The organism is Gilliamella sp. B2824, assembly GCF_026536245.1.
In the GTDB taxonomy this organism is placed as follows: domain Bacteria; phylum Pseudomonadota; class Gammaproteobacteria; order Enterobacterales; family Orbaceae; genus Gilliamella.
This window is the reverse complement of record NZ_JAFNON010000015.1, coordinates 1-16,171: the sequence shown is the minus strand read 5'-3', so window position 1 is coordinate 16,171 and position 16,171 is coordinate 1. Positions and strand designations below refer to the sequence as shown.

Below are 16,171 nucleotides of genomic sequence, written 5' to 3'. Positions count from 1 at the left end.
ACCTTTACTTAAAGCGTGCTTTTTCCGCTTCTAGGTTTGCGGGACGAATAACCATATTCCCATTAATAATTTCATACTTAAGTGGAACAGGATTACAACCACCTGAAAAACCAATCGTTGCAATATTCATCACGACATCACATAAAATACAGACAACTTGATTACCGCGTTGATAGTAACCACTTGCACCGCAAATATCACAGGCATCAAAACCCACACCATAGGCGTTTTCGCTTTTTTTAATCACAATAAAACGAACTAATGTACCATCGGTAGCCTTGTAACCATATCGATGTAAATTACCATCATTGACATTATCTAATGGAATAACAATTAAACCATCGGCATTAGGGGAAACTGGTTCAGCAGGCGTAAGTTCAACACCTTTTTCAAAAATGTAACGTGCTCTTGTTACCGTATAAGCAGTTATTGCTGCACCAGCAATTAGTAATAACGAAGTACGTCTATCACTACGTAACTGTGCGTTAAGTTTACGAATTTGTGCTGGATTGCTGCCAACTAATGACGTTGTTTTGGATTGGATATATAACGCTATGGCTAATAACAATACTATTGCCATAAAAATAAAGATAAAGAAATTAACGTGACCTAATACAAAAATCACCAATTCCATCATCCATTTTTGTGGTTTAATAAATCGCCTTACAATTAAAATTTGGATCAGATTGATACTATTTTGAATCGTAAATATAAGCAAAGCGATCAGAATTGTTGTTTGAACGAATTTATTTGATAAACGCCTACATAGACGGAAGGTAAATACAGCGATTAATCCAGCAATGAGTAAAGCAAAGCAATAACCAACCCATTTGAATAAATAATCGTTATTAAAGATAGACTCCATCCCAACTGAAAATTCGAAGGGATAAAGCATTAAATTCGGTAAAAATTGTGCAGCAATTAATCCAATAGCAAGCACAGATAGTAGGGTAAATAAAATTTTGCCGAGCTGGCAATTGATTGGTGTTTTTAGTATTGCGCAGATAAACAACGGTATCGCAATTATCATCCACAAGGTGATGATGCCAAGGTCATAAAACTCACGAACAGCAAAACCTGTATTTCGCTTCAAAATAGCATAAATTAATGCTGCAAGTAGTCCTATTATAAAACCGAAGGTAAAAATTTTGTTATTATAATTAGGTATTGCTCTAACTATCATCGCACTTAACAGTGCTAATACAACAATGGGAACAAAAGTATTATCGGTGATTTTTATAAGGTATTGAAGCATATTAATTGCCTAATGGTTACAACCTATTATGGCGAGTGAAAACCTCGCCATAATAAATACTACAAAATATTAAGTATAACTGATACTATTTTTTAAATATCATTACCATGCTCGAGGAATATAATCAAAATCCCAAGAAACTTCAATTGGTTTAGTCCAAAAACGTCCTTCGACTCCGGTTTCTTTATCTACATGCAATAAATAACCTTGTTTTTCTGGATTTTCGATAGTAAATGTGACTTTATATTTACCTGCACCATCAAGTTTAATATTGTTACCATAATGCGGACCATCTGATGCGTTCATTGGCATAAAGTTACCTTCGATGGCTTTATCACTACCTTGTTTTTGGATCTTATATTTAACCGTTAAGTAAGGAACAAAATCGCCAACACCATAACCAAGTTTATTGCCTTCTGCTGCTGAAATATCTGCTTCAATGTGCATATCAGATTTTGATGCAGGTAAACCACCCATGCCAGCTGGCTCCATATCTACAGGTTGAAAATAAACCGCACCAATATGTAATGGTCCAACTGTCACTTCATCACCGATTGGAAACTCTTCAAAACCTTTTTGTTCACCTGGAGCAGGTGCTGCTGCATACGCAACAGATGATAATGCAAGTATTGACGAAATACCCGCAACTAGTACTAATTTTTTCATTGAAAACTCCTTTACTTTTATTTAATTACTTATCATTAAAGCAATCACTACTTTCTTTGCTATTTAAATTGACTTCGAAATATCATTAATCAACATCTAACCAACTTTTAAGCAACAAATTAAATGGATCAAACGTTTTGTTTATTATGTTTAGCTTTTAAATAAACCACTGATATGATAACAACTAATATCATAAATATTTGTGGTATTAACGTTTCAATGGTTGGATAAATCCCTAAAATATCGATTGAATGCACAAAATCAACCGGCGTTACAGGAATTATATCGGCTTCTTGTAACTCTTTTACTCCACCTCCAGCAAAAGCTATAGCCATAATATACATTAGTGTACTTGTGCCAATAAAAAATGGTCTAATTGGTAATTTCATGGTACCAAAACGAATTAGCATAAAGATAATAGCAAGCACAATACAACCTACAGCTAAACCATACCACACCATATCCATATGATCTTTAGCTTCAGCCAACATTGCTTGGTAAAATAAAATAGTTTCAGCACCTTCACGGAAAACAGCTAAAAAGGCGGCAAATCCCAATGCAAAACGACTACCCGATGAAACTGCCGTTTGCACTTTACCTTCAACATAGTTTTTCCATGCTTTTGCTTCAGCCTTTGAAAACATCCAATTACTGACAAAAAATAGCACGACGGTGGCAAGTAACATTGCAACACCTTCTATCATTTCTTGATTAGCGCCACTAATATCAAAAATAGAGTGAAGCGCAATTGCCGCTAAAACACTGGCAAATATTGCAAATAACGAGCTCATGTAAACAACTTTAACCATAGGTAAGTTGCCTGAACGCACTAAATAGGCCGATATAGCAGCAATAACTAAAATAGCCTCTAATCCTTCACGGAAAATAATAATAAATGAAGCTAATAAAATACTCCAACCGCTCTCTTTTTTACCATCGAGCTCATTGGCATCTTCATGTAGCATTTTTAATAAAACGTCGATTTCTGCTCGTACTGTTTTATTTGGTGCACCATCAGTCATTAAACGTTTTATTTTAGCAAATTGGTATTCGGTATCGGTACCACGTTTGCCAGAAATATATGACATTACAGCCCTTTCGACACCATGCTTTTCATAAAAACCAAAATAGGCGTTATTTACGCGCTCTTTTGCTCTATCACTGTCTTTCATAAAATAGATATCGTAGGAATCATTGAGTATGCTATCCATTTCATCAATGATAGCATTCCAGCTTTGATATTTTTTTTCAGCAGCGTAAGAGGAGGGAGCAAAAACAATCACACTTGTAATTATCAACAATACTACTGCAAGAAATCGTTTCACTTTTTATTCCTTTTATTTTCCTAGTAACATAATACCAATTGGTTTACTATTTTCAGGCAATTGCAACGCTTGGGATATGGCATCTGGTTTAATAGAATGGATATATCTGGCGCTTAATTTTAACGCTGCAGCACTAAGGTAGATGTTTTGACTCATTGCACCCACAGCTATTTGGGCAAAATCATTAGCTTGATCTGCTGGCGTATCTACAAGGGAGTTTTGATCGAACACAAAAATTAAAGAATAAGCTGCACGCTTGGTAAAGTTTTGCATCGCAATATCGGCACGGATGTCTTTATTATTAATTTCACGTAAATATTGACCATCCCATTCATATAAAAAGGTCCCTTTTTCACTAGCAACATACAAACGAACATAAGGCGCTTTACCATTCGCCATTGGTACCGTCCACCCTGTTTTACCACGATTTAAGCCACTTGCAGCCCAAAGCACTGTGGATAATTCATCATCGGATAAATTACCTATAGGAAAACCACCACCGGGGGTTGAAGCTCGTTTTTTTAGACTTTCAAATAGCCCCATTCCATCTTTGGTTTGAGGATTGGGTAAAGAAATATCTCCATAACATAACGATATTGAAAATATTGATGACAATAAAACAATAACTAATTTGCGCATCATGCAAGGCACAGTCCACCTCTAGCTAACTTGTAATGATTGCGATATCTTATTGCTAATAATGTTAATGATCAACAACAAATAATAATAATTATCATTTGACAATCAAAAAATAGTTATAATTTATTTTTAATAAGATAACTTAATATTTCAGTGGGAATTTTTATTTGATTTGATTTTCAATGTTTTACTTATACCTATCAATACTTAAATTGGTTATATTTTAACCTTAATTTGCGATTTGCTCCGACGCCAATATGGCGTCTGCACTAATTTTAAGAAAAGCTCAGAGATTTTGTCGAAAATAAATTTAATTCAATACAGATTATTGAATTAGGATTTTTGTTATATCTTGATGTTCAATAGCTATCTTCGTAGAATGGGCAAAATTTTTATTTTGGGTTTGTTATGCAATTACATTTAGTGGTTAATACCTTTGGCGCTGATTTGCAGCGACGTTATGGTGAAAAAATTTACAAACTCACGTTACATGGTGGATTTACCTGTCCTAACCGTGACGGTACTATTGGTCAAGGAGGGTGTACATTTTGTAATGTCGCCTCCATTATTGATGAGTCAATTCAAGTTAAGTCGATTGCAGATCAGTTAACTTCACAAGCTCAACAAATGAAAAAATCGAAACGTTACCTTGCCTACTTTCAAGCTTATACCAGTACTTATGCCGAAGTTGAAATCTTAAAAAATATGTATGAAGAGGCGCTAAATAGTGCTGATATTGTTGGGCTTTGTGTGGGAACCCGCCCTGATTGTGTACCCAATGAAGCACTTAATTTATTAGCTAATTATCAAGCTAAAGGCTATGAAGTTTGGCTAGAGCTAGGTTTACAAACCGCACATGATAAAACGTTGCATGCAATTAATCGTGGACATACCTTTACTGATTATCAGCAAACAGTACAAAAAGCACGTAAGCTGGGTATTAAAGTGTGTACCCATTTAATTATTGGTTTACCAAAAGAGAGTAAACAAGATAATTTAGTGACTTTAGATCAAGTGCTTAATTCTGGTGTGGATGGTTTAAAACTGCATCCATTACATATTGTCGAAGGCAGTATTATGGCTAAAGCGTGGCGTGCAGGCCGGCTTGATGTATTATCTTTGGAGCAGTATGTCGATATTGCAGGTGATGTTATCAGGCAAACCCCAGCGGATATTTTATATCACCGCATCTCGGCTAACGCCAGAAAACCGACCTTACTTGCCCCTGATTGGTGTGAAAACCATTGGCAATCGATGAATGCTGTCGATCAAAATTTACGTCAATTTGGCGTGCAAGGAAGTGCCATTGGTGACAGTTATTGTTTTAAAGCATAAAAGAGTTTAATGGATAATATCCAGATAGTTAAACATGCATTAAGTGATTTACTAACCGAAAATATTGCTATTAATTAATTGTAAAATATTTTGCCAGCAATTATCAGTAAACCATAGATGGAAAACGATTAGCTACAGTGAATTTATTGCCCATAGGCAATTACTGCATAGTGTAGTCAAATAATTGTCGTTATAGATGCAATAAGTCAATCCGGGGATCAGGTTTACACCCATCATTTTGTTAAAGTGACAAAATAGACAAACGTATCAGCAAGTTTGAGGTTTTTACTTTATTTGAGATCGCCAATCACAAAATCATCATTTGTAATGAATAAACTCGGTAATTTTGTGGTAATAGTGATGATAAAGATCTAGGTGCCTAACATTGATTTTAGGTTGGTTGAAATATTGAGTTCAATCACCATAAAAATAACTAGGCGGCGAGTTATCTTTTTCTGTTAATCAATGAGATCCGCTTAAGGCAATTATGTTTAACAATTGGTATAAAACATTCGGCACATAGGCCGAATGAGTATAATGCTTCAATTCCAGCAGTATAACTATCTCAAATTTTATTGAAAAAATTCGTTAATCTTTATTGATTATCTTCTGTTTTTCCTCGCGTTATTAACTTTTTAAAAATGCTGAGCGGTAATTTAGTTATAGCAAAACCACATAACATAATGATTGTACAAATAATAAAACGGGTTGAAATGATTTTATGCTCATAAATAGAGGAAATCAAAATTGCAACGACTGGAAAAATAATAAAAATGAATGATAAAACAACAGGGCTCATTCTTTTCAACAAAAAGAAATAAGCGATAAAACCAAACACCGAAGCAAAAATACCTAAATAAATTAATGCGAGCCAACTAGTTAAAGAAATAAGTTGGAAATTGTTTTCTTCAAACAAGAAACTTAACAAGCACAGTACAATTCCAGCGACGCCGATAGGTAAGGTATTAAAAGTAAATACATTGATGCCTGCACCTGCTTTTTTGGAATATACATACAAAAAACCATGCATCAATGCTGCTAAAAGTATTGATATAACACCTAAAAAATCGGTATACGAAAGAATAAATCCTTCAGAAACTAAAATATATATTAAGCACAAAAAGCCTACTGTAATACCGATTAATTGATTCAAATAAATCTTATCTTTTAAAATTATTTTAGCAAAAATAATAGAAAAAATAGGCATAGTACTAAATAGAAGTGATGTTAAACCTGACGATACATACTGTTCACCAAAACTAATTAAGAAATAAGGAATAGTAAAGTAAAATAGGGTTAATAACAGGAAAAAATGTAATGATTTTCGAGGAAACAATATTGGTGATTTAGCGATAATAGTAATTAATACTAAAAACGGAAATGCAATAACAAAACGTAAACCAGCCGCTAACAGTGGGTTAACGGTTTCAACAGCAAACTTAATGCCAATCCATGTTGTTCCCCATGTAAAACAGACAACAATAAATAACAATAAAATAATATATTTATTGTTAAAAAAAACGTCCTTATTCATTTTAAATTTTACTAACCAGATTATATGTAATAGGTTTGGCAATATAATATAAAATGCATAAGATTGTAAACATCAAAGTATCTCAAGAATTAATAAGCATTTTTTACGGTCAAACGTTTTACTTTCGTTAACTTTGTATCGATAAGCAAATGGTGATTGAGTTATTTTGTTTTTAAATATTTGGCAATTAAAATTCTTTCACTAAATTAGTGGATATTTAGATCAACTGAGAATAAACAAGATAAATCGTCTAAAAGCAAGTCTTGCTTTAACCAGATTCAAGCTAAATATACGTTCATTTTAATTAGATATTAATCATCATTAACTTCTTTTTACCCGTTAAAAATAACTGATTTTTCAATACCAATAAAAGATTATGGTTAAGTTTGATCATAAGCTGCAACATAGAATGACACTGATCCTATAACAACTATCATTATTGATTTAACGTTACCTCTTACCTCTATTTTTTGCTTATAGGGTGAAGTAATATTAATAATATTGAATTTTTTGTCGATAACAGAATGTTCAATAAACGTGATGAATCTTTGTGAAAAAGGATTCATCATTCAAATGATTTACACTTATCGATTATTTCGCTATGAATAAGATTACTCGATACTTATAAACTCGTCAGTACTAAGCATTGTGATAAGGCTCACTACTAAAAATCAAACTTTGCGCAACAATCAATACTGAGTATATAATACCCCTTTATTACTCGAGGCAATTTGCATGCAATTAGCTTTTTGTATCTATAAATATTTTCCTTATGGCGGTTTGCAACGTGATTTTTTGCAAATTGCTAAGGCTTGTTGTGATCGTGGTCATAAGATCCGTGTTTATGTCATGGAGTGGCAAGGCGATATACCTGATGAATTTGAAGTTATAAAGGTCGCCAAAAAGGGCTTTTCAAACCACAGCCGAAATCAATCTTATTATAATTGGGTTAAAGCTCATCTTGAGTCCAACCCTGTTGATTGTATTGTCGGTTTTAACAAAATGCCTGGCTTGGATGTCTATTTTGCTGGCGACACATGTTTTGCCGAAAAAGTAGCACACAAAGGTTTGCTTTATAAATTATCTAAACGATGTCAACACTATTTAGCTTTCGAAGATGCAGTATTTAATGCCGCTCATCATACAAAAATAATGGTGCTAACTAAACAGCAAATTAGTGATTTTGAAAAATATTATCAGACTCAACCTTCACGATTTTATCTGTTACCACCGGGCATTGCATCGGATAGAAAATACCAGTTAGCATCGCCTCTTAAAGGTCAACAATTTAGACAAGCCAATCAAATTGCGCTTGATGCTTTTGTGATAGTGCAAATTGGATCTGACTTTAAACGTAAAGGGGTTGATCGTTCGTTAAATGCTATTGCCTCCTTACCCATTGAGTTGAGGCAAAAAGTAATTTATTTAGTCGTTGGGCAAGATAATGCGCAACCTTATCAAAAAATGGCTAAAGCTTTGAATATTGGCAATCAAGTCAGGTTTTATTCTGGCCGTAATGATATCCCTGATTTTCTTTTTGCAGCCGATCTATTATTACACCCAGCAAGGCAGGAAGCTGCTGGCATGGTATTAATTGAAGGTTTAGCCGCAGGTGTACCAGTCATTGTCTCTGGTATTTCTGGTTATGCTTATCATGTCTACGATGCCGATGCTGGTTTTGTACTGATTGAACCTTTTGTGCAAGCAGATTTAAATTGCGCGCTTGACAATGCGATAACCAATCAAGCGCAACGATTGATCTGGCATAATAATGCTATATATTACGGTCAAACTACTGATTTATACCACTTAGCTGAGCGTGCTGCCGATATTATTTTAGATTGTGATAATCATGAACGAAATTAAACTTAAATCACCTTTTGCACAATTATGGAAAGATAAAGATCCCTTTCAAGAAGTTGAATTAATATCGGGAAAAGTTTATCGGGAAGTAAAACAACGTAAAACATTAAATTTCCAATTTAATGATGAATCTTATTTTATTAAGATTCATCGAGGTACAACAGTTAAAGAGATTGTTAAAAATCTTTTATCACTACGTTTGCCTGTTTTAGATGCTAAACAAGAATGGGATGCGATTGCTCGTTTAGAACAAGCCAAAGTTAATACTATGGATGGACGAGCATTTGGTCGAAAGGGCCTAAATCCCTTAACTCGCCATTCATTTATTGTTACTAAGGATTTAAACCCAACCATTAGTTTAGAAGACTTTACAAAAACATGGCTAACTTCGCCACCCAATTATCATTTAAAACGTTCACTAATTATCTATTTAGCTAATATGACAGCAAGAATGCATGCAGCTGGTGTTAATCATCGTGATTGTTATTTATGTCATTTTTTACTTGATATACCATTATTTGAACATCAAAAACAGATTAAGTTATCAGTGATTGATTTACACCGAGCTCAAACACGTAACAAAGTGCCTAGACGCTGGCGTGATAAAGATCTGATCGGACTTTATTTTTCATCAACGAATATTGGCTTAACAAAGCGCGATATTTGGTTATTTTTGAAAGTCTATTTCAATAAACCCCTAAAAACCATTTTGCTTGATGAGCATAAATTAATTAGCAATACTGAACAAAAAGCAGAAAAAATACGTAAACGCACCGAGAAGTATAATCTTTAACAATAAGGAAATACGATGTTTATTGAACAAATTGATATAGTAGGATTTAGGGGTGTAAGTCAATTATCGTTAAAATTTAATACAGAAGCAAGTGTGCTGATTGGTGAAAACCGATGGGGGCGATCGAGTTTAATTAGCGCTTTAATGTTATTGTCGCTAGACAATAAATTTTATGAATTTGTTGATTCTGACTTTTATCGTGATAAAGATAAACCTAATGACAATCATATCAGTATTAAAGTAACGTATTGTCAATCCTATGCCAACGAGTTCAATAATCAAGCTTATCAAGCATTATTGCCTGTTACTTATCAATCTAAAGAAGATCAATTACGACGGATAACTTATCAAATCACCGCCAAACAACAAAATAGTAAAATTGTAACTCAGCATCTGCTAGTCGACCAAAACAATAATCCTTTTACTATTGAAGATCATAAATTGCTGATTGCTATTGTTCTTAATCTTAATCCTGTAATGGCATTGAAAAACACCTTAAGTGCAGATGATTTACCCATCACTAACCAACCTTTATCAGAATACTTCATTAATGAACTGTCTAATCAATTAAAGCAACATTCAGCCTCGATTAGTGAAGAGGAATTACAACGAGGATTAAAAGCTGCACGTGCTTTGTTAGAATACTATTTTATCGATCCAGCTCAACGTTATCGTTATAAACATTTACCACAAAAAACAAGCCCACATCGTGAAGATTGGAATTCACTTGAACGTATCAATAATGCTTTAGATAATATTAATGATGATTATTTACGAACCGCTTTATTAGGTATTTTTGATTCAATTGTTTACGCTAAAGGTGAGAATCCCCTTTCACCTAGCTCGATGCCAATTCTCATTTTAGAAGAACCTGAAAGCCAATTACATCCCATTATTTTATCGGTTGGTTTTCGCCTGCTTAAACACCTGCCAGCACAAAAAATTATTACCTCAAACTCCAGTGACTTAGTATCATTATTTCCATTAGAGAGTATTTATCGGTTAATCCGTCTACCCGGTCAAATTGTGACAAAATATGTTGCCCCTCATTCACTGAGTGCTGATGATAGTCGCCGTATTTTATTTCATGTACTTTATCGTCGACCATTAGCGCTTTTTGCTCGTTGCTGGTTATTAGTTGAAGGTGAAACAGAAGTATGGTTGTTGCGTGAATTAGCCGAACAAAGTGGTTATCATCTAGGTTCTGAAGGTGTGCAATTACTAGAATTTGCGCAATGTGGTTTAAAACCTTTAATAAAATATGCTAATAAGATGGGGATCCATTGGTATGTGATTACTGATGGCGATATGGCTGGAAAAAAATATGCCGATACGGTTAAATCGCTCACCCCACAAAATGAAGATTCGAATGACTATCTTACGATATTACCGGCCAAAGATATCGAGAATTTTTTGTTTAAACATGGCTTTAGTCATGTGTACAAACAGGCAGCTTATAATACAATTGAACATATCGATATGCCTGTATCTAAAATTATTCAAAAAGCCATCCATAAAAGCTCAAAACCGGATTTAGCTATTGCTGTTTGTGATGATGCAAAATCTAGAGGTATAGATGCGATACCAAGCTTATTAACCCATACTTTCGCCAAAATAATTCAGTCATCAAAAGATTTTATTCAACGTTGAAAACAATAAGCTCATAAATTAGATAAAACGCCACCAAATTTGATTGGCGGCGCAGTTAAATTATGAAAAAACACTGTATTATAGCGTGAATAAATTATTTTACTCATGCTTTCAAGGAGACACACAAACAACACGATGTGTTAATGTTGATGGCATATTATAGCCGATATAACCTTGTGAATACATTCCATTATTAATATCATAAATCAAACCATACATATTGGGTACAGCAAGTGATGTCCAGTATATACCTGAACCATCCCAATTTTTTGCAGCAGGATAATCAGTAGACGTGTTACTCAGATACCCCCATTCATTCATTAAACCACCAACCCACTTATCACCATTTTTATAACTGATTTGACGACGATAAGAGTTACCCTGACCTGGAATTCCATTCTCCCAGCCATATCCATTTCCATTAGTAAAATCTTCAACTCCTGGTATTCGATAGGTAGCCCCCAGATTATTACAAAATGCTTTGGCATTTTCGTAACCATTTGCCTGTTCAATCTTAGTTATGTACCAACGCTCGATTTTAAAATTATAAAGCAACTGACTATGATTATTATCAGAATAGAGTTTAAACTCTGAGGGAGTGAAAGATTTATTAGTAGAATCTTGGGTTGGTCCATTTAATAGAATTTTTAATGCCAACTGTGGCTGCCCATTCCAATTCTGTGTCTGTTCTACAGTTAATGACAAATTAACGGTTTTATTACCATTTTCAGGGAAAACGGTAGCACCATTTGCAGCAATAACTTGATTTGGCGTAATACCTGCTAATAATAAATAAAAATGAAGACCATTTGAACCGGTTGTAGGAAAGTTATTTGCAACATTATCAATATTATCGACTCTAAATCCTTTCTTACTCACCCAATTTGGTCCATATGACTGATCCATAGAAAAGTTGGGCTGAGCATAACACACATAAGGCATATCTATCTTTGGGGTAATATAGTAAACACTTGTTGCAGCATTAAAACGCGTAGTATTCGGTATGCCATACTGGGTTGATAATAGACCATCAGTTGTTTGAATATTGAGTTGATAAGGTGCATCACAGGGATCTAATGCTGTAATTGTATTATTACTAATCATACTGGTAACATTTTGCCCTTGCTTATTTATCCATGAAAGCGTTAACGATCCGGTAGCCGTTACGTTGCCATCACCATCATCATCCCCCCAATAGTTATATAATTTGATTAAACTGTTTAAAGCAACACTCGGATAATTACTATTCCCCTCTTTTTTAAGTGGAACAAATGTTTTTATATTAACAAAATCTAACTCTCCTTTATTTAAAATAATTGGATTTGTCATAGTTGAATCATTAACGATCGCATTTGGATATAAATGTGCCATATCACCGGATGACACATACTGACGACCATCTGGTAACGTTACACTTAACAAACCTTCTGTACTTGTTACTTTCGTTTTACCTTTATCAAAAGTTAAATAAGGTTTACTACCATTAATCTTGTTAATGGTCACCGCAGTTAACGCATTAACGTTAACCGTAAAAATCATAGATATTAAGCTAACAACAGCAATATAAGAGCTAAAATTGTTTTTTGCTAATGGGATTTTTTTAAAAAGAATAATCCATCTAAAAAAGATAAATAACACTAATTGGTGAGAAAAAGTTAAGATAATACTGATGAAAAATAAACAAACTAGTTTGATACTATTCATTGGCAACCTATTATTAAAAAGTTTTTATTCAGAAAAATATGGTGTTTTCCTCTATATTAATTTTAGATATCCTTATCATAACCTGTTCAATATCGACCAAAATTTAAATATCTTTAATTTTTTTTCAAATTATTTTGAGAATCAAAATTTACATTACGTTTTAGCTATGATTATTTGAGCGTTAATATTGAAAATCATTATGTGTTAATCATTCAATATGATGAAAAAATGGATAAAATTTCAATAGATAGATGAGGGCAAAAAAAGTTAGAAACTATCTTTTAAATTAATTAAAAGACACGTTTGGTGAAAAATGCTTGGAAAGTATTTGCTTAACGAATATGGATATAGTTGATATCAATGCTAAAGGATTTCCACTGCAGTAAACAGCAGAAATCCTGCAAAACATGATTATTTTGTGATTTTTTTGTATTTGGCACGTCTCGGCTCTAAGGCTTCTGCACCTAAGGTCCGTTTTTTCCACTCTTCATATTCGGTAAAGTTACCTTCAAAGAACTCAACATGCCCTTCGTCTTGGTAATCGAGAATATGGGTTGCAATGCGATCTAAGAACCAACGGTCATGCGAAATCACTAATGCACAGCCCGGAAACTCCAATAACGCATTTTCGAGTGCTCGCAGTGTTTCGACATCTAAGTCATTGGTTGGCTCGTCGAGTAACAGTACATTGCCACCAACTTGTAATAACTTGGCTAAATGCACTCGTCCACGCTCACCACCAGAGAGTTCACCGACTCGTTTTTGCTGATCAACGCCTTTAAAATTAAAGCGTCCAACATAGGCTCGGCTTGGGATTTCAAAATTACCAATACGCATAATATCTTGCCCATTGGATATTTCGTCCCACACTGTTTTTTTATCATCCATGCTGTCACGAAACTGATCGACTGACGCCAATTGCACCGTATCACCTAAAGTAATGGTACCTGAGTCAGGTTGCTCTTTACCCGATAGCATTCTAAACAGTGTTGATTTACCCGCACCATTTGGACCAATAATCCCAACAATCGCGCCTTTAGGAATACTGAATGAAAGATTATCAATCAATACCCGATCACCATACGACTTGGTTAAATTACTCACTTCGATCACTTTATCGCCTAAACGTGGCCCAGGTGGAATAAACAGTTCGTTAGTTTCATTACGTTTTTGGTAATCATTACTGTTTAATTCTTCAAAACGCGCTAAACGGGCTTTACTTTTTGCTTGGCGGCCTTTCGGGTTTTGGCGCACCCATTCCAGCTCTTTTTCAATCGATTTGCGGCGCGCTGATTCGGTTGCGGCTTCTTGAGCCAATCGCTGATCTTTTTGTTCAAGCCATGAAGAGTAGTTACCTTCCCATGGAATGCCTTCGCCACGATCAAGCTCTAAAATCCAGCCGGCGACATTATCTAAGAAATAACGGTCGTGGGTTACAGCCACCACTGTACCTTCATAGTCATGTAAAAAACGCTCTAACCAAGCCACCGATTCAGCATCTAAATGGTTAGTCGGTTCGTCGATTAATAACATATCGGGTTTTTCCAGCAATAACTGACAAATGGCAACACGGCGACGTTCACCACCGGATAAATTCTCAATTTTGGCATCCCAATCAGGCAGGCGTAGCGCATCGGCAGCGCGTTCTAGTTGGTTGTCCAGATTATGTGCATCTTGCGATTGTATAATTGCTTCAAGTTCAGCTTGTTCTTTAGCAAGTTTATCAAAATCGGCATCAGGATCAGCGTAAGCTGCATAAACTTCATCTAACCTTGCTAATGCCTTTTTGGCATCGCCAACGGCTTGTTCAATTGCATCACGCACAGTTTGTTTTGGATCTAATTTCGGTTCTTGTGATAAATAACCGATTTTAATACCTGGCTGTGGACGCGCTTCACCCTCAATTTCGGTATCAACGCCCGCCATAATACGTAATAACGTTGATTTACCTGCCCCATTCAAACCCAGCACACCAATTTTTGCGCCAGGGAAAAAACTTAAAGAAATATCTTTTAAAATATAACGTTTAGGAGGAACAATCTTCCCCACTCGATTCATTGTATAAACATATTGCGCCATAAAACATCATCCGCTTATTGGGTTAAACCTAGTAAAAGAGACCTTTTACTATAAAAGTATGGCGTATATTGTAACGATTCTGACAATAGGGTCTAGGGTTATTTATAACAATTAACTGATTAACTAGTGATGGAGCGAGTTATTCACCGCAATTGATAGGCTACTTATTATTGACAATATTTATCTGACTTAAATAATAACAAGTTCATCAATAGGTTAACAAAAAAACAACTCTTTCACATAACAATTTTACCCGTTTGACGACTCAGCAAAAGTAAAATCTGAGACAATGGGGCTGGATTTTCGAAATAACAGTTTTACGACCTAAGTGGTATTTTGACTATAATTGTAATGTAGTTAAATACCACGTTATGGGCAATTTGTCAGATTATCAATATCTAACCTGACAAACGACTAACAACATATAATTTATTAGGTAATTCTTTTATCTTGTAGGGAGTGTGCTAATTCCATTTTCGCCCCGGCAGAAAATTTGTGCTGATTGACCTTGACCAAGATCAAAACCGTCATCCTTAACGCTTCCCAACAAACCATAATCGATTACAGCAAATGGCTTGTTTGTACGATACATTTCAGCTGTCCAAAGATAGGTTCCGAAGTAATAAGGCCCGCCCCATTCACTCATAAAAGTACCTAAATCTCGAGCAGCGGGATATTTGTTGGAATCAACACTTGCGTTAGCTGTCCATTCTGGTGTGTTAGCTTGTAAAGAGTTGGTCAATTCATCTCTTCGATACAGATATTTTTGTCGCCAAGCTTTGCCTGCTTCTGACATATCATTAACCTGAGCGGATGTTGTTTTCGGTATTGCTTGACCATCTATTATTCTTCTACATTCATCGTAGGCTAAATACCCATCAAATATATCTAAAAATCCTTTTACTTTCGTAGGTATTATTGCCCATTTTTGTGGTATAGGGAGCGTAATTTTACCGATGTTTTGCCAAGTTTTGCCTTTATCAGCACTATATTCCATATTAATCGTTAAGGGTGTTGTGGGCTTAGTGACACTGTCATAACGTACTTGGCAATTTGCACCTAAGTCTTTACTTGCGACCGGAGATTGCAATGTAACCCAGTTAGTACTATTGCTGCTATCTAGTTGACAGCGATACAGACTTTGATCGGCTCCCGAGCCGATTAACATGAAAGCTGCATCTTTAAAACCGGTTATTGGTTTAAATTGTTCAGCTTTAAATCCACCACCTTGTTGCAAGTTATTCGACGATGGGCTTGTGCCAGGATCCCATACCTCTGGGTTATAACCATTAGGATACTTAGTCATGTAAGAACTATTCTTATAAACA

General features: G+C 34.9%; 12 protein-coding genes. 4 read left to right on the top strand and 8 right to left on the bottom strand.

Features of this window, described 5'->3' with window-relative positions; genetic code table 11:
- Positions 1-4 precede the first annotated feature (4 nt).
- The 4 genes from J3U56_RS11235 to J3U56_RS11220 all read right to left on the bottom strand — a co-directional run bounded on the left by J3U56_RS11235 (position 5) and on the right by J3U56_RS11220 (position 3,888).
- Positions 5-1,255: a Fe-S-containing protein gene (locus tag J3U56_RS11235; RefSeq protein ID WP_267333487.1), complete on the bottom strand. Its 1,251-nt coding sequence runs from the start codon at positions 1,253-1,255 to the stop codon at positions 5-7.
- A 102-nt stretch (positions 1,256-1,357) separates the two neighbouring features.
- Positions 1,358-1,921: an iron transporter gene (locus J3U56_RS11230; protein ID WP_065634676.1), complete on the bottom strand. Its 564-nt coding sequence runs from the start codon at positions 1,919-1,921 to the stop codon at positions 1,358-1,360.
- Positions 1,922-2,049: 128 nt separating this feature from the next.
- A complete protein-coding gene (locus J3U56_RS11225; protein WP_267333488.1) occupies positions 2,050-3,246 on the bottom strand; it encodes an FTR1 family iron permease in 1,197 nt (398 codons plus the stop codon).
- A gap of 12 nt (positions 3,247-3,258) precedes the next feature.
- Positions 3,259-3,888 carry a nitroreductase family protein gene (locus J3U56_RS11220; protein ID WP_267367766.1) on the bottom strand — a complete coding sequence of 210 codons (630 nt, stop codon included), beginning with the start codon at positions 3,886-3,888 and terminating at the stop codon, positions 3,259-3,261.
- 405 nt (positions 3,889-4,293) lie between these two features.
- Between J3U56_RS11220 and J3U56_RS11215 the strand changes: the two genes are divergently transcribed.
- Positions 4,294-5,220, top strand: a complete 927-nt coding sequence (locus J3U56_RS11215; protein ID WP_267367764.1) for a TIGR01212 family radical SAM protein — start codon at positions 4,294-4,296, stop codon at positions 5,218-5,220.
- A gap of 595 nt (positions 5,221-5,815) precedes the next feature.
- Here J3U56_RS11215 and J3U56_RS11210 read toward each other — a convergent pair.
- A complete protein-coding gene (locus J3U56_RS11210) occupies positions 5,816-6,754 on the bottom strand; it encodes a DMT family transporter (protein ID WP_267343924.1) in 939 nt (312 codons plus the stop codon).
- Positions 6,755-7,489: 735 nt separating this feature from the next.
- On the opposite strand from J3U56_RS11210, the gene J3U56_RS11205 reads away from it, so the two are divergent.
- The 3 genes from J3U56_RS11205 to J3U56_RS11195 are packed head-to-tail and all read left to right on the top strand — an operon-like array spanning position 7,490 to position 11,060.
- Positions 7,490-8,620 (top strand): glycosyltransferase family 4 protein, encoded by a 1,131-nt coding sequence (locus J3U56_RS11205; RefSeq protein ID WP_267367761.1) that lies wholly within the window; start codon positions 7,490-7,492, stop codon positions 8,618-8,620.
- Positions 8,607-9,410, top strand: coding sequence for a lipopolysaccharide core heptose(I) kinase RfaP (gene rfaP / locus J3U56_RS11200; RefSeq protein WP_267333494.1), 804 nt, complete (start codon positions 8,607-8,609; stop codon positions 9,408-9,410). Before J3U56_RS11205 ends, rfaP begins: the two co-directional genes overlap by 14 nt.
- Positions 9,411-9,425: 15 nt before the next feature.
- A complete protein-coding gene (locus J3U56_RS11195) occupies positions 9,426-11,060 on the top strand; it encodes a DUF2813 domain-containing protein (RefSeq protein WP_267367758.1) in 1,635 nt (544 codons plus the stop codon).
- A gap of 111 nt (positions 11,061-11,171) precedes the next feature.
- On the opposite strand, the gene J3U56_RS11190 is transcribed toward J3U56_RS11195, so the two are convergent.
- The 3 genes from J3U56_RS11190 to J3U56_RS11180 form a co-directional block, all read right to left on the bottom strand.
- The gene (locus J3U56_RS11190) at positions 11,172-12,764 is read right to left on the bottom strand and encodes a hypothetical protein (RefSeq protein ID WP_267367756.1); all 1,593 of its coding nucleotides are present in this window, start codon (positions 12,762-12,764) and stop codon (positions 11,172-11,174) included.
- Between the two features lie 411 nt (positions 12,765-13,175).
- Positions 13,176-14,843 carry an energy-dependent translational throttle protein EttA gene (gene ettA, locus J3U56_RS11185; RefSeq protein WP_267343928.1) on the bottom strand — a complete coding sequence of 556 codons (1,668 nt, stop codon included), beginning with the start codon at positions 14,841-14,843 and terminating at the stop codon, positions 13,176-13,178.
- Positions 14,844-15,288: 445 nt separating this feature from the next.
- Positions 15,289-16,171 (bottom strand): hypothetical protein (locus J3U56_RS11180; RefSeq protein ID WP_267367753.1); only part of this gene is annotated, 883 nt, incomplete at its 5' end.

Bases quoted from the DNA above. Each gene is read 5' to 3' on its own strand.
- ettA (WP_267343928.1), bottom strand. From the start codon at position 14,843: ATGGCGCAATATGTTTATACAATGAATCGAGTGGGGAAGATTGTTCCT.
- J3U56_RS11220 (WP_267367766.1), bottom strand. From the start codon at position 3,888: ATGATGCGCAAATTAGTTATTGTTTTATTGTCATCAATATTTTCAATA.
- J3U56_RS11195 (WP_267367758.1), top strand. From the start codon at position 9,426: ATGTTTATTGAACAAATTGATATAGTAGGATTTAGGGGTGTAAGTCAA.
- J3U56_RS11190 (WP_267367756.1), bottom strand. From the start codon at position 12,764: ATGAATAGTATCAAACTAGTTTGTTTATTTTTCATCAGTATTATCTTA.
- J3U56_RS11235 (WP_267333487.1), bottom strand. From the start codon at position 1,255: ATGCTTCAATACCTTATAAAAATCACCGATAATACTTTTGTTCCCATT.
- rfaP (WP_267333494.1), top strand. From the start codon at position 8,607: ATGAACGAAATTAAACTTAAATCACCTTTTGCACAATTATGGAAAGAT.
- J3U56_RS11215 (WP_267367764.1), top strand. From the start codon at position 4,294: ATGCAATTACATTTAGTGGTTAATACCTTTGGCGCTGATTTGCAGCGA.
- J3U56_RS11210 (WP_267343924.1), bottom strand. From the start codon at position 6,754: ATGAATAAGGACGTTTTTTTTAACAATAAATATATTATTTTATTGTTA.
- J3U56_RS11230 (WP_065634676.1), bottom strand. From the start codon at position 1,921: ATGAAAAAATTAGTACTAGTTGCGGGTATTTCGTCAATACTTGCATTA.
- J3U56_RS11205 (WP_267367761.1), top strand. From the start codon at position 7,490: ATGCAATTAGCTTTTTGTATCTATAAATATTTTCCTTATGGCGGTTTG.